Annotated in this window: 25 protein-coding genes and 1 pseudogene; 19 read left to right on the top strand and 7 right to left on the bottom strand. The window is 61.5% G+C overall.

Annotation, left to right across the window (positions count from 1 at the left end):
• Positions 1-428: 428 nt before the first annotated feature.
• Positions 429-2021, top strand: coding sequence for an ABC transporter substrate-binding protein (locus tag AC07SU_RS15600; RefSeq protein WP_494997535.1), 1593 nt, complete (start codon positions 429-431; stop codon positions 2019-2021).
• Positions 2022-2129: 108 nt separating this feature from the next.
• Here AC07SU_RS15600 and radC read toward each other — a convergent pair whose 3' ends face one another.
• Positions 2130-2804 (bottom strand): RadC family protein, encoded by a 675-nt coding sequence (gene radC / locus AC07SU_RS15595; RefSeq protein WP_176994453.1) that lies wholly within the window; start codon positions 2802-2804, stop codon positions 2130-2132.
• Between the two features lie 143 nt (positions 2805-2947).
• Between radC and coaBC the strand changes: the two genes are divergently transcribed.
• The 5 genes and pseudogenes from coaBC to argB all read left to right on the top strand — a co-directional run bounded on the left by coaBC (position 2948) and on the right by argB (position 7204).
• Complete coding sequence (gene coaBC, locus AC07SU_RS15590; RefSeq protein ID WP_016970585.1) at positions 2948-4156, top strand: bifunctional phosphopantothenoylcysteine decarboxylase/phosphopantothenate--cysteine ligase CoaBC; 1209 nt, start codon at positions 2948-2950, stop codon at positions 4154-4156.
• A 5-nt stretch (positions 4157-4161) separates the two neighbouring features.
• Positions 4162-4617, top strand: a complete 456-nt coding sequence (gene dut, locus AC07SU_RS15585) for a dUTP diphosphatase (RefSeq protein WP_176994454.1) — start codon at positions 4162-4164, stop codon at positions 4615-4617.
• 67 nt (positions 4618-4684) lie between these two features.
• The gene (locus AC07SU_RS15580) at positions 4685-4885 is read left to right on the top strand and encodes a hypothetical protein (RefSeq protein WP_494997534.1); all 201 of its coding nucleotides are present in this window, start codon (positions 4685-4687) and stop codon (positions 4883-4885) included.
• Positions 4858-6279, top strand: a pseudogene (locus AC07SU_RS15575) (phosphomannomutase/phosphoglucomutase); the annotation flags it as partial. The gene AC07SU_RS15580 and the pseudogene AC07SU_RS15575, both read left to right, overlap by 28 nt.
• A 19-nt stretch (positions 6280-6298) precedes the next feature.
• Positions 6299-7204, top strand: a complete 906-nt coding sequence (argB, locus tag AC07SU_RS15570; RefSeq protein WP_065902486.1) for an acetylglutamate kinase — start codon at positions 6299-6301, stop codon at positions 7202-7204.
• Positions 7205-7371: 167 nt separating this feature from the next.
• On the opposite strand, the gene pyrE is transcribed toward argB, so the two are convergent.
• Positions 7372-8016 (bottom strand): orotate phosphoribosyltransferase, encoded by a 645-nt coding sequence (gene pyrE, locus AC07SU_RS15565; protein WP_494997533.1) that lies wholly within the window; start codon positions 8014-8016, stop codon positions 7372-7374.
• An 82-nt stretch (positions 8017-8098) separates the two neighbouring features.
• Here pyrE and crc point away from each other — a divergent pair, with 82 nt between their 5' ends.
• On the top strand, positions 8099-8878 hold the full coding sequence (gene crc, locus AC07SU_RS15560; protein WP_003195493.1) for a catabolite repression control protein Crc: 780 nt from the start codon (positions 8099-8101) through the stop codon (positions 8876-8878).
• Positions 8879-8937: 59 nt separating this feature from the next.
• Here crc and AC07SU_RS15555 read toward each other — a convergent pair whose 3' ends face one another.
• Positions 8938-9306 (bottom strand): DUF4870 domain-containing protein, encoded by a 369-nt coding sequence (locus AC07SU_RS15555; RefSeq protein WP_176994457.1) that lies wholly within the window; start codon positions 9304-9306, stop codon positions 8938-8940.
• Between the two features lie 22 nt (positions 9307-9328).
• Positions 9329-10051: a ribonuclease PH gene (gene rph, locus AC07SU_RS15550; RefSeq protein ID WP_016975928.1), complete on the bottom strand. Its 723-nt coding sequence runs from the start codon at positions 10049-10051 to the stop codon at positions 9329-9331.
• A 185-nt stretch (positions 10052-10236) separates the two neighbouring features.
• Between rph and AC07SU_RS15545 the strand changes: the two genes are divergently transcribed.
• The 6 genes from AC07SU_RS15545 (at position 10237) to AC07SU_RS15520 (ending at position 15534) form a co-directional block, all read left to right on the top strand.
• On the top strand, positions 10237-11100 hold the full coding sequence (locus AC07SU_RS15545; RefSeq protein WP_176994458.1) for a YicC/YloC family endoribonuclease: 864 nt from the start codon (positions 10237-10239) through the stop codon (positions 11098-11100).
• A 10-nt stretch (positions 11101-11110) separates the two neighbouring features.
• Positions 11111-11731 (top strand): guanylate kinase, encoded by a 621-nt coding sequence (gene gmk, locus AC07SU_RS15540; protein ID WP_176994459.1) that lies wholly within the window; start codon positions 11111-11113, stop codon positions 11729-11731.
• Between the two features lie 167 nt (positions 11732-11898).
• On the top strand, positions 11899-12162 hold the full coding sequence (rpoZ, locus tag AC07SU_RS15535; protein ID WP_003176920.1) for a DNA-directed RNA polymerase subunit omega: 264 nt from the start codon (positions 11899-11901) through the stop codon (positions 12160-12162).
• Between the two features lie 60 nt (positions 12163-12222).
• Positions 12223-14328 (top strand): bifunctional GTP diphosphokinase/guanosine-3',5'-bis pyrophosphate 3'-pyrophosphohydrolase, encoded by a 2106-nt coding sequence (gene spoT, locus AC07SU_RS15530; protein WP_017735756.1) that lies wholly within the window; start codon positions 12223-12225, stop codon positions 14326-14328.
• 24 nt (positions 14329-14352) lie between these two features.
• Positions 14353-14733 (top strand): RidA family protein, encoded by a 381-nt coding sequence (locus tag AC07SU_RS15525; protein WP_003176922.1) that lies wholly within the window; start codon positions 14353-14355, stop codon positions 14731-14733.
• 57 nt (positions 14734-14790) lie between these two features.
• Entirely contained in the window at positions 14791-15534 is a 744-nt protein-coding gene (locus AC07SU_RS15520; RefSeq protein ID WP_176994460.1) for a hypothetical protein, read from the top strand.
• A gap of 124 nt (positions 15535-15658) precedes the next feature.
• Here AC07SU_RS15520 and AC07SU_RS15515 read toward each other — a convergent pair whose 3' ends face one another.
• Positions 15659-16510 carry an SDR family oxidoreductase gene (locus AC07SU_RS15515; protein ID WP_494997532.1) on the bottom strand — a complete coding sequence of 284 codons (852 nt, stop codon included), beginning with the start codon at positions 16508-16510 and terminating at the stop codon, positions 15659-15661.
• 188 nt (positions 16511-16698) lie between these two features.
• Between AC07SU_RS15515 and exbB the strand changes: the two genes are divergently transcribed.
• The 6 genes from exbB to AC07SU_RS15485 all read left to right on the top strand — a co-directional run bounded on the left by exbB (position 16699) and on the right by AC07SU_RS15485 (position 23670).
• A complete protein-coding gene (exbB, locus tag AC07SU_RS15510) occupies positions 16699-17715 on the top strand; it encodes a tonB-system energizer ExbB (RefSeq protein WP_176994462.1) in 1017 nt (338 codons plus the stop codon).
• Between the two features lie 6 nt (positions 17716-17721).
• Positions 17722-18147 carry a TonB system transport protein ExbD gene (exbD, locus tag AC07SU_RS15505; RefSeq protein ID WP_003195519.1) on the top strand — a complete coding sequence of 142 codons (426 nt, stop codon included), beginning with the start codon at positions 17722-17724 and terminating at the stop codon, positions 18145-18147.
• A complete protein-coding gene (locus AC07SU_RS15500) occupies positions 18144-18893 on the top strand; it encodes a TonB family protein (RefSeq protein ID WP_494997531.1) in 750 nt (249 codons plus the stop codon). Before exbD ends, AC07SU_RS15500 begins: the two co-directional genes overlap by 4 nt.
• 223 nt (positions 18894-19116) lie before the next feature.
• Positions 19117-20037 (top strand): hydrogen peroxide-inducible genes activator, encoded by a 921-nt coding sequence (locus AC07SU_RS15495; RefSeq protein ID WP_494997530.1) that lies wholly within the window; start codon positions 19117-19119, stop codon positions 20035-20037.
• Between the two features lie 8 nt (positions 20038-20045).
• Entirely contained in the window at positions 20046-22121 is a 2076-nt protein-coding gene (gene recG, locus AC07SU_RS15490; protein ID WP_494997529.1) for an ATP-dependent DNA helicase RecG, read from the top strand.
• A gap of 148 nt (positions 22122-22269) precedes the next feature.
• Positions 22270-23670, top strand: a complete 1401-nt coding sequence (locus tag AC07SU_RS15485) for an aminoacyl-tRNA deacylase and HDOD domain-containing protein (protein ID WP_176994466.1) — start codon at positions 22270-22272, stop codon at positions 23668-23670.
• 132 nt (positions 23671-23802) lie between these two features.
• On the opposite strand, the gene AC07SU_RS15480 is transcribed toward AC07SU_RS15485, so the two are convergent.
• Both AC07SU_RS15480 and tagQ read right to left on the bottom strand, forming a co-directional pair.
• The gene (locus AC07SU_RS15480; protein ID WP_176994467.1) at positions 23803-24177 is read right to left on the bottom strand and encodes a helicase; all 375 of its coding nucleotides are present in this window, start codon (positions 24175-24177) and stop codon (positions 23803-23805) included.
• A 124-nt stretch (positions 24178-24301) separates the two neighbouring features.
• The gene (tagQ, locus tag AC07SU_RS15475; RefSeq protein WP_176994468.1) at positions 24302-25225 is read right to left on the bottom strand and encodes a type VI secretion system-associated lipoprotein TagQ; all 924 of its coding nucleotides are present in this window, start codon (positions 25223-25225) and stop codon (positions 24302-24304) included.
• Positions 25226-25238: the final 13 nt, after the last annotated feature.

Here is a 25238-nt window from a genome sequence, read left to right as displayed (position 1 = left end):
CCGGCATGGGTTGGCCGCTTAATCTCTCAGTCATTTGGCGCCAGGCGCCGCGTTTCTTTAGGGTCTTACCGGCTACACCTACAAGCGAAGGAACCGGGCCCCTAGAAAAGAGCGCTGCTTTATACCAGAAAGACCCCAGTGCAACAACAGCCCGTGTGTTTTTACCGGCGTAAATCTTGGCAGCAGACGCCTAAACCGTTGCCAGGAGGGGCCGCTGTAATAGCCGACCGCTCGTCGCACAGAATGATTTACAGCGCCCGCCCGCACCGAAAAGTGAAGGGCGAAACGCGCTGAGGCGTCATCAAAACAGCATTTTGGCGAAAAGCACAGGCAAAAATGGGCTAGTCATTTGCCAATCAGACCACTACGGTAGGCTTTTTCCAGACTGCACTCGCAGATGGGCCTTCGATCTGCAAAGGAAACCGAATATGCGCTTCGCTGCCCTACCGCTATTGCTTGCCCCTCTCTTTATGGCGCCGCTGGCCCAGGCGGCCACCAACCTGAGTGTGTGTACCGAGGCCAGCCCCGAAGGGTTTGACGTGGTGCAATACAACTCGCTGACCACCACCAACGCCTCGGCCGACGTGCTGATGAACCGCCTGGTGGACTACGACGAGGCCAGCGGCAAGCTGGTGCCAAGCCTGGCGGACAGCTGGGACGTCTCGCCCGATGGCCTGACCTATACCTTCAAGCTGCACCCGGATGTGAGATTCCACCGCACCGAGTATTTCACCCCAAGCCGCACCCTGACCGCTGAAGACGTGCGCTTCAGCTTCGAACGCATGCTAGACCCGGCCAACCCATGGCATCAGGTCGCCCAAAGCGGCTTCCCGCACGCGCAATCCCTGCAACTGCCAACACTGGTCAAGAAAATCGACGCCCTCGACCCACTGACCGTGCGCTTTACCCTGGACCATGCCGACTCCACCTTCCTTGCCGCCCTGAGCATGGGTTTCGCGTCGATCTACCCAGCCGAATACGCCGACAAACTGCTCAAGGCCGGCACCCCCGAGAAGCTCAACAGCCAGCCGATCGGCACCGGCCCGTTCGTGTTCGTGCGGTTCCAGAAAGACGCCGTGGTGCGCTACAAGGCCAACCCGGACTACTTTGCCGGCAAACCGGCTGTGGATAACTTGATCTTCGCCATCACGCCGGACGCCAACGTGCGCCTGCAGAAACTCCACCGTGATGAGTGCCAGATCGCCCTGTCGCCCAAGCCCCTGGACGTGGGTGAAGCCGCCAAAGACGCAGCATTGAAGGTGGAAAAAACCGCTGCATTCATGACGGCGTTTGTCGCCATCAACACCCAGCACCCGCCCCTGGACAAACCGGAAGTGCGTCAGGCCATCAACCTGGCGTTCGACAAGGACAGCTACCTCAAGGCCGTGTTTGAAGGCACTGCCGAAGCCGCCAATGGCCCATACCCGCCCAACACCTGGAGCTATGCCAAGGATCTGCCGGGTTATCCACAGGACCTCGCCAAGGCCAAGGCCCTGCTGAACCGGGCTGGCCTCAAGGACGGCTTCAAGACCACGATCTGGACCCGCCCCACCGGCAGCCTGCTGAACCCCAACCCGAACCTCGGCGCACAACTGCTGCAGGCTGACCTGGCCAAAGTCGGCATCCAGGCAGAAATTCGCGTGATCGAATGGGGCGAGCTGATCCGCCGCGCCAAGGCCGGCGAGCACGACCTGTTGTTCATGGGCTGGGCCGGTGACAACGGCGACCCGGACAACTTCCTCACGCCGCAATTCTCTTGCGCGGCAGTGAAGTCCGGCACCAACTTCGCCCGTTATTGCGACCCGGCCCTGGACAAGCTGATCAGCGCGGGCAAGACCACCAGCGAACAAGGCGTGCGCAGCAAGTTGTACCAGCAGGCCCAGGCCCAGATCCAGCAGCAGGCACTCTGGCTGCCACTGGCTCACCCGACGGCATTCGCGCTGACCCGCAAGAATGTCGAGGGGTACAAGGTCAGCCCGTTCGGTCGACAGGACTTCTCCAACGTCAGCCTGAAACCCTGACCGCCCTGCCTGAAACACCGACCCCGCCCTTGTAGGAGCCGGCTTGCCGGCGATGGCGCCCCGAAAACCTCATGGATTTCATGGATGCTATCGCCGGCAAGCCGGCTCCTACAGCCATCCGTATTCAGCCATCGACAGCGGGTCACCATCGCCCACGATGATGTGATCCAGCACGCGCACGTCCACCACCTCCAGGGCCTTTTGTAGCAACTTGGTCATTTTTCGATCCGCCGCACTCGGTTCCGCATTCCCGGAAGGATGGTTATGACACAGGATCAGCGCCGCCGCGTTGTAGGCCAGGGCACGCTTGACCACTTGCCTGGGGTAAACGACCGCAGAGTCGATGGTGCCCTGAAACAACGCCTCGAACCCCAGCACCCGGTGCTTCGAGTCCAGAAACAGGCAACCAAACGTCTCATGAGGCTCATGCCGCAACAGCGCCTTGAGGTAACTGCGCACCGCCAGCGGGCTCTCCAGCACCGAATCACTGCGCAGTCGTTCGGCCATATGACGGCGGGACATTTCCAACACGGCCTGCAACTGGGCAAACTTCGCTGGCCCTAGCCCCAAATGCTGGCTGAACAGCGTCTGGCTCGCCTCCAGCAGCGGCCGCAAACCACCAAATTGCGCCAACAAATGGCGCGCCAGGTCGACCGCACTGCGGCCAGAAACCCCGGTGCGCAGGAAGATCGCCAACAATTCGGCGTCGGACAGACTCGCCGCCCCCCACTCCAAAAGCTTCTCCCGCGGCCGCTCCGCTACGGGCCAATCGCGAATACTCATCCCACCTCCGTGTGTACGTGCGCCGCTGTTGCCAGGCAGACGCTGTGTTATCTTAAGCCCTCTTTTTTGCCTGCGATTTCCCCTGGGGAGGGGGCATCGCAGGCGTCATTGAACTGGCATCACTGAACTGGAAAGGCAAACCAATGCAGCGTCTGTATCGGAAACGCATCGTTCTCGGCGTCGGCGGCGGCATCGCCGCCTACAAGAGCGCAGAGCTGGTTCGCAGGCTCCTGGACCAAGGCGCCGAAGTGCGCGTGGTCATGACCCGTGGTGGCAGCGAGTTCATCACCCCATTGACCATGCAGGCCCTCTCCGGCCACCCGGTTCACCTCGACCTGCTGGACCCGGCAGCTGAAGCCGCCATGGGCCATATCGAACTGGCCAAATGGGCCGACCTGGTGCTGATCGCACCGGCCACCGCCGACCTGATCGCCCGCCTGGCCCAGGGCATCGCCGATGACCTGCTGACCACCCTGGTGCTAGCCACCGACGCCACCGTCGCCATCGCCCCGGCCATGAACCAGGCCATGTGGCGTGACCCGGCGACCCAGGCCAACACCCAACTCCTGCAAAGCCGCGGCCTCAAGGTGTTCGGCCCGGCCTCCGGCAGCCAGGCCTGCGGCGACGTCGGCATGGGCCGCATGCTCGAGGCCACCGACCTGGCGCTGTGCGCCGCCGAGTGCTTCCAGCACCTGGCCCTGACGGGCAAGCACGTACTGATCACCGCCGGCCCGACCCAGGAAAACATCGACCCGGTGCGCTACATCACCAACCATAGCTCAGGAAAAATGGGCTTTGCCTTGGCAGAAGCGGCGGTTGAGGCAGGCGCGCGCGTCACCTTGATCACGGGCCCGGTGCATTTGCCGACCCCCGATCGGGTCACGCGAATCGACGTGGTCAGCGCCCGCGACATGCTGGCGGCCTGCGAAGCGGCTATTCCCTGCGACCTGTTCATCGCGTCGGCAGCGGTTGCAGACTACCGCCCGGAAGTTGTCGCCCCGCAAAAGCTCAAGAAAGACCCTACGAGCGGCGACGGCCTGCTCCTGCAAATGGTGCGCAACCCGGACATCCTGGCCACCATCGCCACGCGCCCGGACCGTCCGTTCAGCGTCGGCTTTGCCGCCGAGACCGAGCACCTGCTGGACTACGCCGCACGCAAACTGAAAGACAAAAACCTCGACCTGATCGTCGCCAATGATGTCGCCAACCCGAGCATCGGCTTCAACAGCGAGGAAAACGCCTGCAGCGTGATCGACCGCGATCTGCACGCCACCCTTTTCGCCCAGACCAGCAAGGGCAAGATTGCCCGCCAACTGATCTCTTTTATCGCCCAACGGCTGAACCAGGTTTAATTCACATGCACGCTTTGCAAGCCAAGATCCTCGACCCACGCATCGGCAGCGATTTCCCACTGCCGGCCTACGCCACACCGGGCTCTGCCGGCCTTGACCTACGCGCCATGCTCAAGGAGGACACTGTCCTTGAGCCGGGCCAGACAATCCTCATTCCGACCGGCCTGTCGATCTATGTCGGCGACCCCGGCCTGGCGGCTTTGATCCTGCCGCGCTCCGGCCTGGGCCATAAACATGGCATCGTGCTGGGCAACCTCGTGGGCCTGATCGACTCCGACTACCAGGGCGAACTGATGGTGTCGTGCTGGAACCGTGGCCAGACCGCGTTCAACATCGTTGTCGGCGAACGCATCGCCCAGCTGGTGCTGGTACCGGTGGTTCAGGCGCACTTCGAGCTGGTTGAGGAGTTTGTTGAAACACAACGCGGCGCAGGTGGTTTTGGGCATTCCGGCAGCCACTGACTAAGCTGAATCAGGCCGGGCGCCCTTGCCCGGCCCGATGCCACCGCATGGCTTTCCAGGATGAAGAATGCGCGAACCTTCTCAGCGAGATTTCGTCATTGAAATCAATGTATTACGCATCAAAAAGCACGGAGTGCCAGCGCCGATGGCATTTTTGCACCACGAACTCTCTGCCGAAAACGTCGTCATACCCTTCAGTTTGAGCCCGCCGGTCAGCCACATTCAGGCCAGCTTTGCCCCCTTCAGATGGAGTTTCCCCCCGCGATGAGTACCGCCGCCCGAGTAGCCCCGACTTTCCCCGACAGCATCTTTCGCGCCTATGACATTCGTGGCGTAGTGCCCAAGACCCTGACTGCCGAAACCGCCTACTGGATTGGCCGCGCCATCGGCGCCCAGAGCCTGGCCCAGGACGAGCCCAACGTCTCGGTAGGCCGTGACGGCCGCCTGTCCGGCCCGGAACTGGTCGAGCAACTGATCCAGGGCCTCGCCGACAGCGGCTGTCACGTCAGCGACGTCGGCCTGGTGCCAACGCCCGCGCTGTACTACGCCGCCAACGTACTGGCCGGCAAATCGGGCGTGATGCTCACCGGCAGCCACAACCCGTCGGACTACAACGGCTTCAAGATCGTCATCGCCGGCGACACCCTCGCCAACGAGCAGATCCAGGCGCTGCACGACCGTTTGAAAAACAACGATCTGACCAGCGGCAAGGGCAGCATCACCAAAGTCGACATCCTGCAACGCTACTCTGACGAAATCACCGGCGACGTCAAACTCGCCCGTCGCCTGAAAGTGGTGGTGGACTGCGGCAACGGCGCTGCCGGCGTGATCGCCCCGCAGCTGCTCGAAGCCCTGAATTGCGAGGTAATCCCGCTGTTCTGCGACGTCGACGGCAACTTCCCCAACCACCACCCGGACCCAGGCAAGCCCGAGAATCTGGTGGACCTGATTGCCAAGGTCAAGGAAACCGGGGCCGATGTCGGCCTGGCTTTCGACGGTGACGGTGACCGTGTGGGTGTAGTGACCAATACCGGCGAGAACGTCTTCGCCGACCGCCTGCTGATGCTGTTTGCCCGCGATGTGGTGGCGCGCAACGCCAACGCCGAGATCATCTTCGACGTGAAGTGCACCCGCCGCCTGACGCCGCTGATCAAGGAATACGGCGGTCGGCCACTAATGTGGAAGACCGGCCACTCGTTGATCAAAAAGAAAATGAAGGAAACCGGCGCCCTGTTGGCCGGCGAAATGAGCGGCCACGTGTTCTTCAAGGAGCGCTGGTTCGGGTTCGACGACGGTATTTACAGTGCCGCCCGTCTGCTGGAGATCCTCAGCAAGGAAAAATCCACGGCGCAGGAGCTGTTTCAGACCTTCCCGAATGATATTTCTACGCCAGAGATCAATATCCATGTGACCGAGGAGAGCAAATTCAGCATCATTGACGCACTGCACGATGCGCAATGGGGCGAAGGCGCCAACCTGACCACCATTGATGGTGTGCGAGTCGATTACGCCAAAGGCTGGGGCCTGGTTCGCGCGTCCAACACCACACCGGTGCTGGTCCTGCGTTTCGAGGCGGATACCGAGGCTGAGTTGCAGCGCATCAAGGACGTGTTCCACGCCCAGTTGAAACGTGTTGCCCCTGATCTCCAATTACCGTTCTGATTTTTTACCGGAGCCCTGAATGACCCTCGAACGCGAAGCCGCTGCCAATACCGCCAAAGTTCTTTCCGAAGCGTTGCCTTACATTCGACGCTATGTCGGCAAGACGCTGGTGATCAAGTACGGCGGCAATGCCATGGAAAGCGACGAGCTGAAAACCGGCTTTGCCCGCGACATCGTGTTGATGAAAGCCGTGGGGATCAACCCGGTGGTGGTCCACGGCGGCGGCCCGCAAATCGGCGACCTGCTCAAGCGCTTGTCGATCGAGAGCCACTTCATCGATGGCATGCGCGTCACGGATGCGCAGACCATGGACGTGGTGGAGATGGTCCTCGGCGGCCAGGTCAACAAGGACATCGTCAACCTGATCAACCGTCATGGCGGCAGCGCCATCGGCTTGACCGGCAAGGATGCGGAGCTGATCCGTGCAAAAAAACTGACGGTAACCCGTCAGACGCCGGAAATGACCCAGCCGGAAATCATCGACATCGGCCAAGTGGGCGAAGTGATCGGCATCAACACCGACCTGCTGAACCTGCTGGTCAAAGGTGATTTCATCCCGGTAATTGCGCCAATCGGCGTGGGCGCCAACGGCGAGTCCTACAACATCAACGCCGACCTCGTGGCCGGCAAGGTGGCCGAAGCACTGAAGGCTGAAAAGCTGATGCTGCTGACCAACATCGCTGGCCTGCTGGACAAGGAAGGCAAGGTACTGACCGGCCTGACCACCCAGCAAGTCGACGACTTGATCGCCGACGGCACTATCTACGGCGGCATGCTGCCGAAGATCCGTTGCGCGCTGGAAGCCGTGCAAGGCGGCGTCGGCAGCTCGCTGATCATCGATGGCCGCGTGCCGAATGCGGTACTGCTGGAGATCTTCACGGATACCGGCATGGGTACGCTGATCAGTAACCGCAAGCGTCCTTAAACGCTGAAAACAAAAGGCCCCGCTCAATTTGATTGAGCGGGGCCTTTTGTTTGTGCACGGTCCAAATGTGGGAGCTGGCTTGCCTGCGATGACGGCGGCGCATTCAACAATTTCATCGCCTGATACGCCGCTATCGCGGGCAAGCCCGCTCCCACAGGGGATTTGTGTCAGACGCCGAACTGCTCGCGGTAGGCGCGAACAGCAGGCAGATGCTGCTTGAGCTGCGGATCATCTTCCAGGAACTGCAGTACCTGATTCAACGACACGATGCTCACCACCGGAATGCCGAAGTCGCGCTCCACTTCCTGGATCGCCGACAATTCGCCATTGCCACGCTCCTGGCGGTTCAGCGCGATCAGCACGCCAGCGGCCTTGGCGCCTTCCTGGGAAGCAATGATCTGCATCACTTCACGGATAGCGGTGCCAGCGGTGATCACGTCGTCGATGATAAGTACTTCGCCCTTGAGCGGAGCCCCGACCAGGCTACCGCCTTCGCCGTGGGCCTTGGCTTCTTTGCGGTTGAAGCACCAAGGCAGGTCCTTGCCATGATGCTCGGCCAACGCCACGGCAGTTGCCGCTGCCAGGGGGATTCCCTTGTAGGCCGGGCCGAACAGCACGTCGAAGGGAATACCGCTTTCAACGATGGCGGCCGCATAGAAACGACCCAGCTGGGCCAGGGCCGAACCCGAGTTGAACAAGCCTGCATTGAAGAAGTACGGGCTGGTGCGCCCGGACTTGAGGGTGAACTCGCCGAAGCGTAAAACGCCGCGATCGATGGCAAAACGAATGAAATCGCGTTGATACGCCTGCATGAAAAAAGCCTCAGATACCACGGATTTAGCTAATTAGGTAGACGGCGTGTATCATACACGCACGCGATTTTTGGGGCCATTTATGCGGATCATCAGTGTGAACGTCAATGGTATTCAGGCTGCAGTCGAGCGTGGTTTGCTCAGTTGGCTGCAAGCACAGAATGCCGACGTCATCTGCCTGCAGGACACCCGCGCCTCCGCCTTTGAACTGGACGACCCAGCCTTCCAACTGGATGGCTACTTCCTTTATGCCTGCGATGCCGAAGTGCCCACCCAAGGTGGCGTGGCTTTGTACTCGCGGTTGCAACCCAAGGCGGTCATCAGCGGCCTCGGCTTCGAGACAGCCGACCGCTACGGGCGCTACCTGCAAGCCGATTTCGACAAGGTCAGCATCGCGACCTTGCTGCTCCCTTCGGGGCAGAACGGCGATGAAGACTTGAACCAGAAGTTCAAGCTAATGGACGACTTCGCCCGTTATCTGGATAAACAGCGGCGCAAACGTCGCGAGTACATTTACTGTGGCTCGCTGTACGTGGCGCAACAAAAGCTGGATATCAAGAACTGGCGCGACAGCCAGCAATCCCCGGGCTTCCTGGCGCCGGAACGTGCCTGGATGGACGAGATTGTCGGCAACATGGGCTACGTGGATGCCCTGCGTGAAGTCAGCCGTGAGGGCGACCAGTACAGCTGGTGGCCGGATAACGAACAGGCCGAGATGCTCAACCTGGGTTGGCGTTTCGACTACCAGTTGCTGACCCCAGGTCTGCGCCGGTTCGTTCGCAGCGCACGCCTGCCGCGCCAGCCGCGCTTCTCGCAGCACGCACCGCTGATCGTGGACTACGACTGGACTCTGACCATCTGAGGTCTTTTTCCAGGTACAAAAAAACCGACATCGCTGTCGGTTTTTTTGTGGGCGCTCGGTTATTCAACCGGGCGCCAGGTGAGGGGATAACGGTAGGCAATGCCTTTATTGGCCTTGATACCGGCAATGATCGTCAGCACCAACGCTCCGATCACCAGCACACCCATCAGCAGGAAGCCGATCACCACGAACCCGAGCACCATGCAGACCATCCAGGCGATTGCCACGGTGATCTGGAAGTTGAGGGCTTCCTTGCCCTGATCGTTGATGAACGGGTGCATATCTTTCTTGATCTGCCACAAAATCAGCGGCCCAATCAGGCTACCGAAGGGGAAGACCAACCCCAGAAACGCCGCGAAATGACACAACATCGCCCACTGGCGAACTTCCTTGGAAGGTTCCGGCACGGCCACCTGGCTGTCATTCATGGCGCTTCTCCTTGAAGCCTGTTCAGTCGGCCAATGCGGCGTTCTGCAGTTCGAAAATTTCAGTCATGCCCTTCTGGGCCAAGGCCAACATAGCGTTCAGCTCGGCCGGCTGGAATGGCGCGCCTTCGGCAGTGCCCTGCACTTCGATGAAACCACCGGTGCTGGTCATGACCACGTTCAGGTCGGTCTCGGCCGCCGAGTCCTCCAGGTAATCCAGGTCCAGTACAGGCTCGCCCTGGTACATGCCCACCGAAACGGCAGCGATCATTTGCTTGAGCGGGTCGCCGCCCTTCAGGCCGCCGCGCTTCTTGATCACTTTGAGCGCATCGACCAGCGCTACCATGGCACCGGTAATGGACGCAGTGCGGGTACCGCCGTCGGCCTGGATCACGTCGCAGTCGACGTACAGGGTCACGTCGCCCAGCTTGGACATGTCCAGGGCTGCGCGCAGGGAGCGGCCGATCAGGCGCTGGATTTCCAGGGTACGGCCGCCTTGCTTGCCACGGCTGGCTTCACGCTGGTTACGCTCGCCGGTGGCGCGCGGCAGCATGCCGTATTCGGCGGTCAACCAGCCTTGGCCCTGGCCCTTGAGGAAACGCGGCACGCCATTCTCGACGCTGACGGTGCAGATAACCTTGGTATCGCCAAACTCGACCAGTACAGAACCCTCGGCGTGTTTGGTGTAGTTGCGGGTGATGCGGATCGAGCGGAGCTGATCGGCAGCGCGACCACTTGGACGTTTCATAGGGGATACCTGTACTGAGGACGAAAAACTGCCGAGCATTATAGAGCCGTGAACCGCTTCGGGGCACTGCTAAAAAATTCGGTTACCAATGGTCGAGTTTGGGCGCGTCCGCCCCACTGCGCTACAATCCTGCGCCTTCTTAACCATTCAGCCCGTGTTTGCGGGCTGCAACGCGAGGTACCTCCATGGTGCACAGCATGACCGCCTTCGCCCGCGTCGAAAAAGCCGGCGCCCAAGGCACCCTGAGCTGGGAACTGCGCTCGGTCAACAGCCGCTACCTGGAGCCGCACCTGCGCCTGCCGGAATCGTTCCGCGACCTCGAAGGCGCCGTGCGCGAAGCACTGCGCCAGGGCATTTCCCGTGGCAAGCTGGAATGCACCCTGCGCTTTACCGAGGAAACCACCGGCAAACCGCTGCAGGTCGACCGCGACCGCGCCGCGCAACTGGTCGCCGCGGCTGAAACCATCGCCGGCCTGATCAAGCAACCCGCCGCGCTGAACCCTTTGGAAGTGCTGGCCTGGCCCGGCGTGCTGGTGGCCGACGCCACCGACCCACAGGCCCTCAACGCCGAAGCCCTCGCCCTGTTCACTCAAGGTTTGAAGGAGCTGAAAGCCGGTCGCGAGCGCGAAGGCGCCGAACTGGCCCGCCTGATCAGCGATCGCCTGACCGCCATCGAGGAAGACGTGGTCACCCTGCGCGAGTTGGTGCCACAGATGCTCGCCACCCAGCGCCAGAAGGTCCTCGACCGCTTCACCGACATGAAGGCCGACCTCGACCCGACGCGTCTGGAGCAAGAGATGGTGCTGCTCGCACAAAAAAGCGACGTGGCCGAAGAACTCGACCGACTGAGCACCCACATCCTCGAAGTGCGCCGCGTGCTCAAGTCGGCGGGTGCCGCCGGTCGGCGCCTGGACTTCCTGATGCAGGAACTCAACCGCGAAGCCAATACACTGGGCTCCAAGGCTTTCGATCCGCGCAGCACCACCGCTGCGGTCAACCTCAAGGTGTTGATCGAGCAGATGCGCGAACAAGTACAGAATATTGAGTAAGGCAACTTCCATGACCCACAGCACCGGCACCCTTTACATCATTTCCGCCCCCTCGGGCGCGGGCAAGAGCAGCCTGGTCAAGGCCCTGACCGACGCCGACGAGCAGATCCGCATCTCGGTCTCCCACACTACCCGCGCCATGCGCCCGGGTGAGGTGAACGGCGTGCACTACCACTTCGTCGAGCGCACCGAGTTCGTGAAGATGATCGAGCACGGCGACTTCCTGGAGCGCGCCGAAGTGTTCGGCAACCTCTACGGCACCTCGCAAAGCCACCTGCAGCAGACCCTGGACGAAGGCCACGACCTGATCCTGGAAATCGACTGGCAAGGTGCCGAGCAGGTACGCCAGCTGATGCCCAAGGCGCGTTCGATCTTCATCCTGCCGCCGTCCCTGGAAGCCTTGCACCAGCGCCTGACCAACCGTGGCCAGGACAGCGACGAGATCATCGAAGGCCGCATGCGTGAGGCCGTCAGCGAAATGAGCCACTACGTCGACTACGACTACCTGATCATTAACGACGACTTTTCCCACGCGCTGGAGGATTTGAAGGCGATTTTCCGCACCAATCAGCTCCAGCAAAAGCGCCAACAGCAGCGTTTCGGCAAATTGCTGGCCGAACTGCTCGGTTGATTGGCTCTTCCCAAAATGGCTGCAAGGGCTTTACATTGGTGCTTGCAGCGGTTTTACGAAGGCTCGCGAAAAATCAGCGCTTCCCTAAACGCTGGTGATTTTTTAAACTGCTCAGTCCGCTCGCCCAACCGGGCAGCGCGCATCTTGCATTCGCTCCGAGGAATACCATGGCCCGCGTAACCGTTGAAGACTGCCTAGAACACGTGGATAACCGCTTTGAGCTGGTCATGCTCTCTACCAAGCGTGCCCGTCAACTGGCCACTGGCGGCAAAGAGCCCCTGGTCCAGTGGGAAAACGACAAGCCTACCGTTGTCGCCCTGCGTGAAATCGCTGAAGGCCTGATGAGCTACGAGTTCATCGCCAACGCTGAAATCGTTGAAGACGAACCGCTGTTTGCAGCGTTCGAGGACGAGTCCAACGAGGCCGTCTAAGCCTATGCCTGGTCGACGTAGCACGGCGCGGGGTCACAGCCAACGGCAGGAGTTAACACTTTGCCGAGCATAGACGCCCTCGCCGATCGCTTATCGACCTACCTCGGCCCAGACCAGGTCAACCTGGTCCGCCGAGCGTATTTCTACGCCGAACAAGCCCACGACGGCCAACGCCGCCGCAGCGGCGAGGCGTATGTCACCCATCCTCTTGCGGTGGCAAACATTCTTGCCGACATGCACATGGACCATCAGAGCCTGATGGCCGCGATGCTGCATGACGTGATCGAAGACACCGGCATCGCCAAGGAAGCGCTCAGCGCACAATTTGGCGAAACCGTGGCCGAACTGGTCGACGGGGTCAGCAAACTGACCCAGATGAACTTCGAGACCAAGGCCGAAGCCCAGGCGGAAAACTTCCAGAAGATGGCCATGGCCATGGCCCGCGATATCCGGGTAATTCTGGTCAAGCTGGCCGACCGGCTGCACAACATGCGCACGCTGGAAGTGCTGTCCGGCGAAAAGCGCCGGCGCATCGCCAAGGAAACCCTGGAAATCTACGCGCCCATCGCCAACCGGCTGGGCATGCACGCCATTCGTATCGAATTCGAAGACCTCGGCTTCAAGGCCATGCACCCGATGCGCTCAGCGCGCATTTACCAGGCGGTCAAGCGCGCCCGGGGCAACCGCAAGGAAATCGTCAACAAGATCGAAGAGTCCCTGAGCCATTGCCTGGCGATCGACGAGATCGAGGGCGAGGTCAGTGGCCGACAGAAGCACATCTACGGCATCTATAAAAAGATGCGCGGCAAGCGCCGGGCCTTCAATGAGATCATGGACGTGTACGCGTTCCGGATCATCGTCGACAAGGTCGACACCTGCTACCGCGTGCTGGGTGCTGTACATAATTTGTACAAACCCCTGCCAGGCCGCTTCAAGGACTACATCGCGATTCCCAAGGCCAACGGCTACCAGTCGCTGCATACCACGCTGTTCGGTATGCACGGCGTGCCGATCGAGATCCAGATCCGCACCCGCGAAATGGAAGAGATGGCCAACAACGGCATCGCCGCCCATTGGCTGTACAAATCCAGCGGCGACGAGCAGCCAAAAGGCACCCATGCCCGCGCCCGCCAGTGGGTCAAGGGCGTGCTGGAAATGCAGCAACGTGCCGGCAACTCCCTCGAATTTATCGAAAGCGTGAAGATCGACCTGTTCCCGGACGAGGTCTACGTGTTCACGCCCAAAGGCCGGATCATGGAGCTGCCAAAAGGCTCCACGGCGGTCGACTTTGCTTACGCCGTGCACACCGACGTAGGCAACAGCTGTATTGCGTGTCGGATCAATCGTCGTCTCGCGCCGCTGTCTGAACCGCTGCAAAGCGGCTCCACAGTCGAGATCGTCAGCGCACCGGGCGCACGCCCGAACCCGGCGTGGCTCAACTTCGTGGTCACCGGCAAGGCGCGCACCCACATCCGTCACGCCCTGAAGCTGCAGCGCCGCTCCGAGTCCATCAGCCTCGGCGAACGCCTGCTGAACAAGGTGCTCAACGGCTTCGATAGCGCCCTCGACAAGATCCCGGCCGAGCGCGTGCAAGCGATGCTCCACGAATATCGTCAGGAAACCATCGAGGACCTGCTGGAAGATATCGGCCTGGGCAACCGCATGGCCTACGTGGTCGCCCGTCGCCTGCTCGGCGAAGGCGAACAGTTGCCAAGCCCGGAAGGCCCGCTGGCAATTCGCGGCACCGAGGGCCTGGTGCTCAGCTACGCCAAGTGCTGCACGCCGATCCCGGGCGACCCGATTGTTGGCCACCTGTCGGCGGGCAAAGGCATGGTGGTGCACCTGGACAACTGCCGCAACATCACCGAAATCCGCCACAACCCGGAAAAATGCATCCAGCTCTCGTGGGCCAAGGATGTCACCGGCGAATTCAACGTCGAGCTGCGGGTGGAGCTGGAACACCAGCGCGGCCTGATCGCACTGCTGGCCAGCAGCGTCAACGCGGCCGACGGCAATATCGAGAAAATCAGCATGGACGAGCGCGATGGTCGCATCAGCGTGGTCCAGTTGGTGGTCAGCGTCCACGACCGCGTGCACCTGGCCCGCGTGATCAAGAAACTGCGCGCCTTGACTGGTGTGATTCGTATCACCCGCATGCGTGCATAACCTGCCTCTTACAAGGAGTCACTCATGACCAAGACTGTTATCACCAGCGACAAGGCCCCGGCGGCCATCGGCACCTACTCCCAGGCCATCAAGGCGGGCAACACCGTCTACATGTCCGGCCAGATCCCGCTGGACCCAAAGACCATGGAGCTGGTTGAAGGCTTCGAAGCCCAGACCGTACAAGTCTTCGAGAACCTCAAGTCTGTTGCCGAAGCCGCTGGCGGTTCGTTCAAGGACATCGTCAAGTTGAACATCTTCCTCACCGACCTGAGCCACTTCGCCAAGGTCAACGAGATCATGGGCAAATACTTCGAACAACCCTACCCAGCCCGCGCCGCCATCGGCGTTGCTGCCCTGCCAAAGGGCGCACAGGTTGAGATGGACGCGATTCTGGTCATCGAGTAAAACACCCGGCGCAGCCCTCAAAGGGCTGCGCCGACTTTGTTTCAGAAGGATTTCGTAATGCGCAAAGCGCTTGTAGCCTCATCGTTGCTCGCCCTGTTGCTCGGCGGCTGCGCCAGCAACCCTGCCGACCTGGATGTGAGCGGCACCTGGATCAACCAGGTCGCCATCGATGCGGCAGCCAAGGGCGGCCCTTTGCGTGAAGCCCTGCAAACCTATGGCCCTAACCTTGAATGGGAAGTGAACACCAAGGCTTCACAGGCACGCTACTACAACGGTTTTGAAGTAGCCGAAGGCAAGTTGCTCGGTGAGAAATCCGGCGCCTGGAGCGTGGATTTCTACGGCAGCACGGCCACCGAACTCAAGCGCAAAGGCAAACAACTGCTGCAAGTGGCCAATGACAACGAGCCTGAGCAGCTGTTCGCCCGTGCCAAAGACCCTGCCCCGGAAGGCGCGCCACTGGGCGCCAACTTTGAACGGGCGCTGTATGCGGCCTACATGGGCGGCGACTGGAAGATCAAAGACGGCAACGGTGACGGCGCCACGGTCCAGTTCCAGGCCAATGGCCAGGTGGCTGGCCTGCCGGGTGTCGACCAGTATTCGCTGTGCCTGGCGGGCGACTGCGCCTCCATGAGCGGCGGTTACGACAGCATCTGGCTGCAACTGAACGGCAAGGGCAACCCGTGGATCTTTGCGCGCAAGGGCAAACAGCTGGAAATCTTCCAGGCGGTGAACACTGCGCAGGCGGATGAAGTGCCCTCGTTCACCCCAGGCCCCCGCCAGTGGCTGCTTGAAAAGCAGTAATCCGCCTCACGAGAATCCAAATGTAGGAGCTGGCTTGCCAGCGATGGCGGTGCCACATCCAATGCAGATGTGACTGACACACCGCTATCGCAGGCAAGCCAGCTCCCACATTTTCAACCGCGTTTCAGCCTTTGAGAATCGCGGCATAGCCTTCGCGATACGTTGGATACGTCGGCTTCCAGCCCAACGCCTTGACCCGTGCATTGCTGCACTGCTTGCTCCCCGCCCGGCGCACACTGGCGTCATCCGCCCACTCCGTCACACCCAGATACTCACGCAACCACCCCACCACCTCAGCCAACGGTGCCGGCGCATCGTCGACGCCAATGTAGACCTTATCCAACGCGCCGCCCTGCTCCACATGCCGCAACAAAAACGCCAGCAAGCCCGCCGCGTCATCCGCATGAATGCGGTTGCCATATAAAGGTGGATCGATTGCCACGCGATAGCCCTGGCGTACCTGGGTCAGCAGCCACTCTCGGCCCGGGCCGTAAATGCCCGTCAGGCGCACGATGCTCGCCGGTATGCCACTGTTGAGCGCCACTTGCTCGGCTTCGAGCATGATCTTGCCGGAATACCCCTGCGCCTGGGTGTCGGACGTTTCATCAACCCACTCACCGTTCTGCTGCCCATACACACTGCTGCTGGACACAAACAGCAAGTGTTTCGGCGCCTGGCCATAGTCCTGCAGCCACTCCAACACATGCTGCAACCCTTGCACATAAGCGGCGCGATAGCCGGCTTCGTCGTGGTCGGTGGCCGCTGCGCAATACACCAGGTAATCCACCCCGCCGATCGGCCAGGTGTCGGGGCAGTCCTTATTGAACAGGTCGCCGGCAATGCCAATCACCCCCTGCGGAAGCCGCGAAATATCGCGCCGCAGGCCGTGGACCTCCCATTTTGAGTCCAGCAATTGGCTGGCCAGACGACTACCCACATCACCGCAGCCGGCAATCACAACAGAGGGCGCAGACATTACAAAACTCCATGACTAAAGGCGCAGATTAGCCGCCGAAGATGACCAGCGGCCAGCAAAAGGACAAATTAAGTAACTGTATTACTTTTGTTAACAAGAATTACTTGCAATAATAACCGCCCATTTGTCCTCGACCCCCACGGGTCTGGCAGGACGATCACTCATTTTTTCTCTCAGGTCCGGCCAGCATGACACGTAATACAAACCCCGCTTCGCCAACCAAGCCTCACAGCCCATCCCGCGCCTGGCGTGCGATTGCTGCGTTGCTGTTCAGCGTAATGCTGGCACCGACCGCCGCATTCGCCGATGCCACTGCACCGTCTGCTGCTCCAGCTGCCGCAGCACAAACACCCGCAGCGCACGTCGAACAAATAGCTGTGCCAAAAAACGCTGACGGCACCGTCGACGTTTCCAAGCTGCCGCCGGAACTCAAAAACGCGATCGACGGCATCAATGCCCTGGGTGAAGAAGCTCAAGCCGAACAGGACAACTCCCTGGGCATGGCCCACGACCTGTCCCCATGGGGCATGTACCAGAACGCAGACGTCGTGGTGAAAGCCGTGATGATCGGCCTGGCCATTGCCTCGATCATCACCTGGACCATCTGGATCGCCAAGGGCTTCGAGCTGCTGGGCGCCAAACGCCGCCTGCGCACTGAAATCGTCCACCTGAAAAAAGCCACCACCCTCAAGGAAGCGAGTGAAACCGCGACCAAGAAGGGCACCCTGGCCAACCTGCTGGTCCACGACGCTCTGGAAGAAATGCGCCTGTCGGCCAACACCCGCGAAAAAGAAGGCATCAAGGAACGCGTCAGCTTCCGCCTGGAGCGCCTGGTGGCTGCCTGCGGTCGCAACATGAGCAGCGGCACCGGCGTGCTGGCAACCATCGGTTCTACCGCGCCGTTCGTCGGCCTGTTCGGTACCGTGTGGGGCATCATGAACAGCTTCATCGGCATCGCCAAAACCCAGACCACCAACCTCGCAGTCGTTGCCCCAGGCATCGCTGAAGCCCTGCTGGCCACGGCCCTGGGCCTGGTTGCCGCGATTCCTGCGGTGGTGATCTACAACGTCTTCGCCCGTTCCATCGCCGGCTACAAGGCCCAGGTATCGGACGCGTCGGCAGAAGTCCTGCTGCTGGTCAGCCGTGACCTCGATCACCTGCCTACCGAGCGCAGCTCGCAACCGCACATGGTGAAAGTGGGGTAATCGGCCATGGGCCTGCATTTGAATCAAGGCGACGACGAACTCGTCGAGAACCACGAAATCAACGTCACACCGTTTATCGACGTGATGCTGGTGCTGCTGATCATCTTCATGGTGGCAGCCCCCCTGGCGACCGTGGACATCAAGGTCGACCTGCCCGCGTCCAGCGCCAAGCCTGCGCCGCGGCCGGAAAAACCGATATTCCTCAGCGTGAAGGCGGACCAGCGCCTGTTCCTGGGCGAAGAAGAAGTCAAAGCTGAAACCTTGGGCCCGGTGCTCGACGCCAAGACCCAAGGCAAGAAAGACACGACCATCTTCTTCCAGGCCGACAAAGGCGTGGACTACGGCGACCTGATGAGCGTGATGGATGCCCTGCGGGCAGCCGGCTACCTCAAGGTAGGCCTGGTCGGACTTGAGACGGCAGCCAAGAAATGATCACGACGCGCCACAAACTGACGCGATATGGCACCAGCCTCGCCGTCGTACTGGGCGTGCATGCCGTCGCGATCGCTATCGCGCTTCATTGGTCAGCACCGCGTACGGTGCAGTTGCCACCGGCAGCCATGGTCATCGACCTGGCACCGATGCCAGCCCCGCCGCCGCCGGCACCGCCCAAGGTGATCACGCCGCCGCAACCGCCTGCACCGGTGGAAGAGCTGCCCCTGCCGAAGCTGGCCGAGGCACCCAAGCCAACGATCCAGGTGCCCAAGCCGGTCAAGCCAAAGCCTAAACCTCAGCCGCCCAAGCCCGTGGAAAAAAAGCCCGAGCCGCCCAAGGAGAAACCTTCCGAGGAGCCGCCGAGCGAAACCCCACCGACCAACGCACCCGCTGAGAAGTCGGCCCAGCCCGTTCCTGGCCCGTCGCCTCAACAGATTGCGGCCAAAGCGTCTTGGGAAGGCACCCTGCTGGCCCACTTGCAGAAGTACAAAAAGTACCCGCAAAGTGCCCAACAGCGTGGCAAGGAAGGCATGAACCGCCTGCGCTTTGTGGTCGATGCCGAAGGCAATGTATTGTCCTACGAACTGGTGGGCCGCTCCGGCAACGCCGATCTGGACCGTGCGACCCTGGAGATGATCCGTCGTGCCCAGCCACTGCCCAAGCCACCGGCCGATATGTTGAAGGGCGGCAGCGTCGAGATCGTCGCGCCGTTCGTTTACAACATCGAGAAGCGTCGCCGCTAACAACTGAAGCTGGTTTGTCGGATCGCCGCACCGCTGCGATAGCATCACCTCGGTGCAACTTAAGACCGAGGTGCCTGCATCGCCGGCAAGCCAGCTCCTACATTGATTTACTGCATCAGCAAAATCCTCCCTATTCCCCGCTCAATCCCCACCAAAGTTCTGATAACGTGCGTCTATCGATTGCAGCCGGTATGCTTGGCCCGCAACCTCATGGACGCTCGCTATGACTCTTACAGAATTACGCTACATCGTGACCCTCGCCCAAGAGCAGCACTTCGGCCACGCGGCCGAGCGTTGCCATGTCAGCCAGCCGACGCTGTCGGTGGGTGTGAAAAAGCTTGAAGACGAACTCGGTGTGCTGATTTTCGAGCGCAGCAAGAGCGCCGTGCGCCTGACTCCGGTGGGCGAAGGCATCGTTGCCCAGGCCCAGAAGGTCCTGGAGCAAGCCCAAAGCATTCGCGAACTGGCCCAGGCCGGCAAAAATCAGCTGACGGCACCGCTCAAAGTCGGCGCCATCTACACCGTCGGCCCGTACCTGTTCCCGCACCTGATCCCGCAACTGCACCGCGTTGCGCCGCAGATGCCGCTGTATATCGAAGAAAACTTCACCCACGTGCTACGCGACAAACTGCGCAACGGCGAGCTGGACGCGATCATCATCGCCCTGCCGTTCAACGAGGCGGACGTGCTCACCCTGCCGCTCTACGATGAGCCGTTCTACGTGCTGATGCCGGCCAGCCACCCGTGGACGCAAAAAGACACCATCGACGCCGGCCTGCTCAACGACAAGAGCCTGCTACTGCTGGGCGAAGGTCACTGTTTCCGCGACCAAGTGCTGGAAGCGTGCCCGACCCTGACCAAAGGCAACGACGGCGCCAAGCACACCACCGTGGAATCCAGCTCCCTGGAAACCATCCGCCACATGGTCGCCTCCGGCCTGGGCATTTCGATCCTGCCGCTCTCGGCAGTCGACAGCCATCACTACGCCCCCGGCGTAATCGAAGTGCGCCCACTCACGCCACCCGTGCCATTCCGTACCGTGGCGATCGCCTGGCGTGCCAGCTTCCCACGGCCAAAGGCCATTGAGATCCTGGCCGACTCGATCCGCCTGTGCTCGGTGGCCAAGCCGACTGTTGCGAGCTGATTAGCCGTATGACCGAGTTGTCACAGGTGTCGGTGACGGCACTCAAGGGTGTCGGTGAAGCCATGGCCGAGAAATTGGCCAAGGTCGGCCTGGAAAACCTCCAGGACGTACTCTTCCACCTGCCCCTGCGCTATCAGGACCGCACCCGTGTGGTGCCCATCGGCCAGTTGCGCCCCGGGCAGGATGCGGTGGTCGAAGGCACCGTCAGCGGTGCCGACGTGGTGATGGGCAAGCGTCGCAGCCTGGTGGTGCGCCTGCAGGACGGTACCGGCGGCCTGAGCCTGCGCTTCTACCATTTCAGCAATGCTCAAAAGGAAGGCCTCAAGCGTGGCACCCGCGTGCGCTGCTACGGCGAAGCCCGCCCGGGCGCGTCGGGCCTGGAGATCTACCACCCGGAATACCGCGCCATCACCGGCGACGAGCCGCCGCCGGTAGACACCACCCTCACCCCGATCTACCCACTCACCGAGGGCCTGACCCAACAGCGCTTGCGCCAGTTGTGCATGCAGACCCTGACCATGCTTGGCCCGAAAAGCCTGCCCGACTGGTTGCCCCTGGAACTGGCCCGCGACTACCAGCTGGCACCCCTGGCCGATGCAATCCGCTACCTGCATCACCCTCCGGCCGACGCCGATGTCGATGAATTGGCATTGGGCCATCACTGGGCCCAGCATCGCTTGGCGTTTGAAGAGCTGCTGACTCACCAACTGTCCCAGCAACGCCTGCGTGAAAGCATGCGCTCCCTGCGCGCGCCAGCCATGCCCAAGGCCACGAAACTGCCTGCGCAATACCTGGCCAACCTCGGCTTTGCGCCAACCGGTGCCCAACAGCGGGTGGGCAATGAGATCGCCTACGACCTCAGCCAGAAAGAACCGATGTTGCGGCTGATCCAGGGCGACGTGGGCTCGGGCAAGACCGTGGTCGCCGCCCTTGCCGCCCTGCAAGCGCTGGAAGCCGGTTACCAAGTGGCGCTGATGGCGCCCACCGAAATCCTCGCCGAGCAGCACTTCATCACCTTCAAGCGCTGGCTCGAACCGCTGGGCCTGGAGGTGGCGTGGCTGGCCGGCAAGCTCAAGGGCAAGAACCGCGCCGCCGCGCTGGAACAGATCGCCGGGGGCGCACCGATGGTTGTGGGCACCCACGCACTGTTCCAGGACGAAGTGCAGTTCAAGAACCTGGCGCTGGTGATCATCGACGAACAGCACCGCTTCGGCGTGCAACAGCGCCTGGCCCTGCGCCAGAAAGGCGTGGGCGGGCGCATGAGCCCACACCAGTTGATCATGACCGCCACGCCGATCCCGCGCACCCTGGCCATGAGCGCCTACGCCGACCTCGACACCTCGATCCTCGACGAACTGCCGCCCGGCCGTACACCGGTCAATACCGTGCTGGTCACCGACACCCGCCGCGTCGAAGTGATCGAACGCGTGCGCGGCGCCTGCGCTGAAGGCCGCCAGGCCTACTGGGTGTGCACGCTGATCGAAGAGTCCGAAGAGCTGACCTGCCAGGCGGCCGAAACCACCTATGAAGACCTCACCAGCGCCCTGGGCGAGCTGAAGGTCGGGCTGATCCACGGCCGCATGAAGCCCGCCGAAAAAGCCGCAGTGATGGCCGAATTCAAGGCCGGCAACCTGCAACTGCTGGTGGCCACCACGGTGATCGAGGTGGGCGTGGACGTGCCCAATGCCAGCCTGATGATCATCGAAAACCCCGAACGCCTGGGCCTGGCCCAACTGCACCAGTTGCGCGGCCGCGTCGGTCGGGGCAGCGCCGCCAGCCACTGCGTGCTGCTGTACCACCCACCGCTGTCACAGATCGGCCGCCAGCGCCTGGGCATCATGCGTGAAACCAACGACGGTTTTGTCATCGCCGAAAAAGACCTCGAACTGCGCGGCCCCGGCGAAATGCTCGGCACCCGCCAGACCGGCCTGCTGCAATTCAAGGTCGCCGACCTGATGCGCGACGCCGACCTGCTGCCCGCCGTTCGCGACGCCGCCCAGGCCCTGCTCGAACGCTGGCCGGATCATGTCAGCCCGCTGCTCGACCGCTGGCTGCGCCACGGCCAACAATACGGCCAAGTCTGAAATACCCTGTAGGAGCCGGCTTGCCGGCGATGGCGTCAGGTTGAACAACCGCTTCCCATAGCCAACCACGTCACAAACCACAGTTAGTCGACCAACAGTTGTATCAAGCTGGTTATACTTCGGGAACTGTAAGAAATTGGATCAGGCCATGTCAGAAGTAGCCCTCGCCACAGCCCCGCTGACCGCTCCGCCGGTTATTCGGGCTCTGCTCGCAAAGCTCGCCATCAGCTACACGGAAGTTGCCGAACAACCTGGCCTGAATCCCGCACGAAAGGTCCAGGCAGTGCTGCTGGAAGATGCCGTCGGCGCACTCATGGTGCTGTTCCCTCAGAACCAGTTGCTCGACCTCAACCGCCTCGCCGAACTCACTGGGCGCCGCCTCACCGCCGTCGCGCCGGAGCGTGTCGAACGCATGCTGGGCAAACATGACCTGAGCCTGCTGCCGGGCCTGCCGGCACTGACCACCTCGCCGTGCCTGTACGAAGGCAGCCTGCTCAACGAGCCCAGCCTGCTGGTGCATTCGGGTGAAGCCGGCCTGCTGCTGGAAATCTCCAGCGACGACTTCAAGACCATGCTCACCAAGGCCAGCGCCGGTCACTTTGGCGAGCCGTTGAGCAACATCCGCCCCAACCTGGACCGCCCTAACGATGACCGCGAGGAAATCACCCAGGCGATGCAGGCGTTCACCGCCCGCCGCATCCAGCAGCGCCTGGAAGCGACCATCGAGATTCCACCGCTGGCCGACACCGCGCAGAAGATCATCAAGCTGCGGGTCGACCCCAATGCCACCATTGATGACATCACCAGCGTGGTCGAGACCGACCCCGCGCTGGCCGCCCAAGTGGTGAGCTGGGCAGCGTCGCCGTACTACGCCTCGCCGGGCAAGATTCGTTCAGTTGAAGACGCCATCGTGCGCGTGCTGGGCTTCGACCTGGTGATCAACCTGGCACTTGGCCTGGCTTTGGGCAAGACCCTGAGCCTGCCCAAGGACCACCCGCACCAGTCCACGCCCTACTGGCACCAGTCGATCTACACCGCCGCCGTGATCGAAGGCCTGACCCGTGCCATGCCACGCGCCCAGCGCCCGGAAGCCGGCCTGACTTATCTCGCCGGCCTACTGCACAACTTCGGTTACCTGTTGCTGGCTCACGTGTTTCCGCCGCACTTCTCGCTGATCTGCCGTCACCTGGAGGTCAACCCGCACCTGTGCCACAGCTATGTGGAACAGCACCTGCTGGGGATCAGCCGTGAGCAGATCGGCGCCTGGTTGATGCGCTACTGGGACATGCCGGACGAGCTGTCCACTGCCCTGCGCTTCCAGCACGACCCGACCTACGACGGCCAATACGCCGAGTACCCGAACCTGGTGTGCCTGGCGGTGCGCCTCCTGCGCAGCCGCGGTATCGGTTCCGGGCCGGACGAAGCGATCCCCGACGCCATGCTTGAGCGCCTGGGCCTGAGCCGTGAGAAGGCTGAGGAAGTGGTGGGTAAAGTGCTGGATGCAGAAGTGCTGTTGCGTGAGCTGGCGTCCCAGTTCAGCCAGGGCTGAATCTTTAACCGGTTAGACCGCTATCGCAGGCAAGCCAGCTCCCACCGTTGACCGAGTACATTCTTTGGAATGCGGTTGAATGTGGGAGCTGGCTTGCCTGCGATGAATCCCACTCGGTCTACCTGAAAAACCCTATTTCTTTTTCTTCGGCTTCAGATACTTGGTCAACCCCTGGAACCAGATCACCAGCGCCGGGTTGCCCTTGATCTGGATCGTCTTGTCCTGAATCCCCGTCATGAACGCCAGTTGCTTGTTCTTCGCCTGCATCGTGGCGAAGCCGAAAGCCGCGTCCTTGAACGCAATGGCGAACGCCGGCGAGGGGTGAACACCCGAGCGGCTGGTAATGCGCTGATCTTTGACGATGAAGTGACGGGCAACCTTGCCGTCGAGGGTCTGCAACTGGAACGCCAGGTCTTTGTCACCCAACTGTTGCTGGAAGGCGGGATTGGTGCGGCTGGCTTTGCCCATCATCAGGCCCAGCACCCACAGGAGAAGACGAAATTTCATGCACACGGCCTCGGTGTAATTATTGAGTGGCCGCAGCAGTGTAACGATTTGTCCGGGGAACGCCACCGATCTCGCGCTTTAGCAGGAGATCGGCTGGCGTTTAACGCTTATAGCAACATGTTACTTAAACGTTAGGGCAAGGCACCGGCGCCCAGTCGGCCAGGTTTGGATCGCGGCAGGTGCCTTCGATCTGCGCTTTACCGGCGCTGGCCACTTGCTTGCTTTCAGCTTGCTTGGCCTGCACGGTCTGGATGCTCTTCTCGGTGGTCACCGCTTCTTTCGGCACGGTGGGCAGTGGCGGCTTCTTCGCAGGCTTCACGGCTTTCTTGCCCTTGGCCGGCGCAACCGGTGGCGTGGTGTCGGCTTGGGCCACAGTCACCACGTCAGTACGCTGCACACCCACTTGCTGCAGGTCTTTCTCGTAGGCCTGGGTGTAGTTGTTCAGGTCTTCGCTGGCTTTGCCGTTGACCGCGACGATCAGGTCATTGGACTCTTTCAGGCCCGCGACGATTTCCGCCAGGCGCTTGCGGCCTTCAGTGTCGTTGACGGTCTTGGCCTTGCGGTCATTGACCAGCTTGGTGAATGCGCTCTGGTAGCACTGCTGCGACGCACGGGCGTAGGCGGTGCTGCGGTCGATATCCGACGCGCTTTTGTTGAAGTCGGTGGAGTAGGACGCGATGCGCTGGTTGTCATCGCTGATCTGCTTCTGACGCTCGGTGTAGTAACCGGCAGCACCACCGGCCAAGGCGCCGCCCGCCGCACCGATGGCGGCGTTGCGGCCGCGCTTGTCGGAGTCGCCGGTCAGGGCGCCCAGCAATGCACCACCCGCCGCACCCAGCGCCGCGCCGGTGACGACCGACTTGGTCATGTCCGAATCGGTGGCACGCAGGTGCTGCACGGGCTCGTAGCAGTTAGGGTAGTACTCGACCTTGGTGCTCGACGCGACCTTGGAGGTCGGCGACGTGGCGCAACCGGTCAGCACGGTGCTGAAGCCGGCCGCGATCAGCAGCAAGTGACGCTTGGAAACCGCCTTACGGGAAAAAAGCATAGGTGTGTTCTCT

The organism is Pseudomonas sp. GW821-FHT05H12, from assembly GCF_059419385.1.
This window is presented reverse-complemented; position numbering and strand designations above follow the sequence as displayed.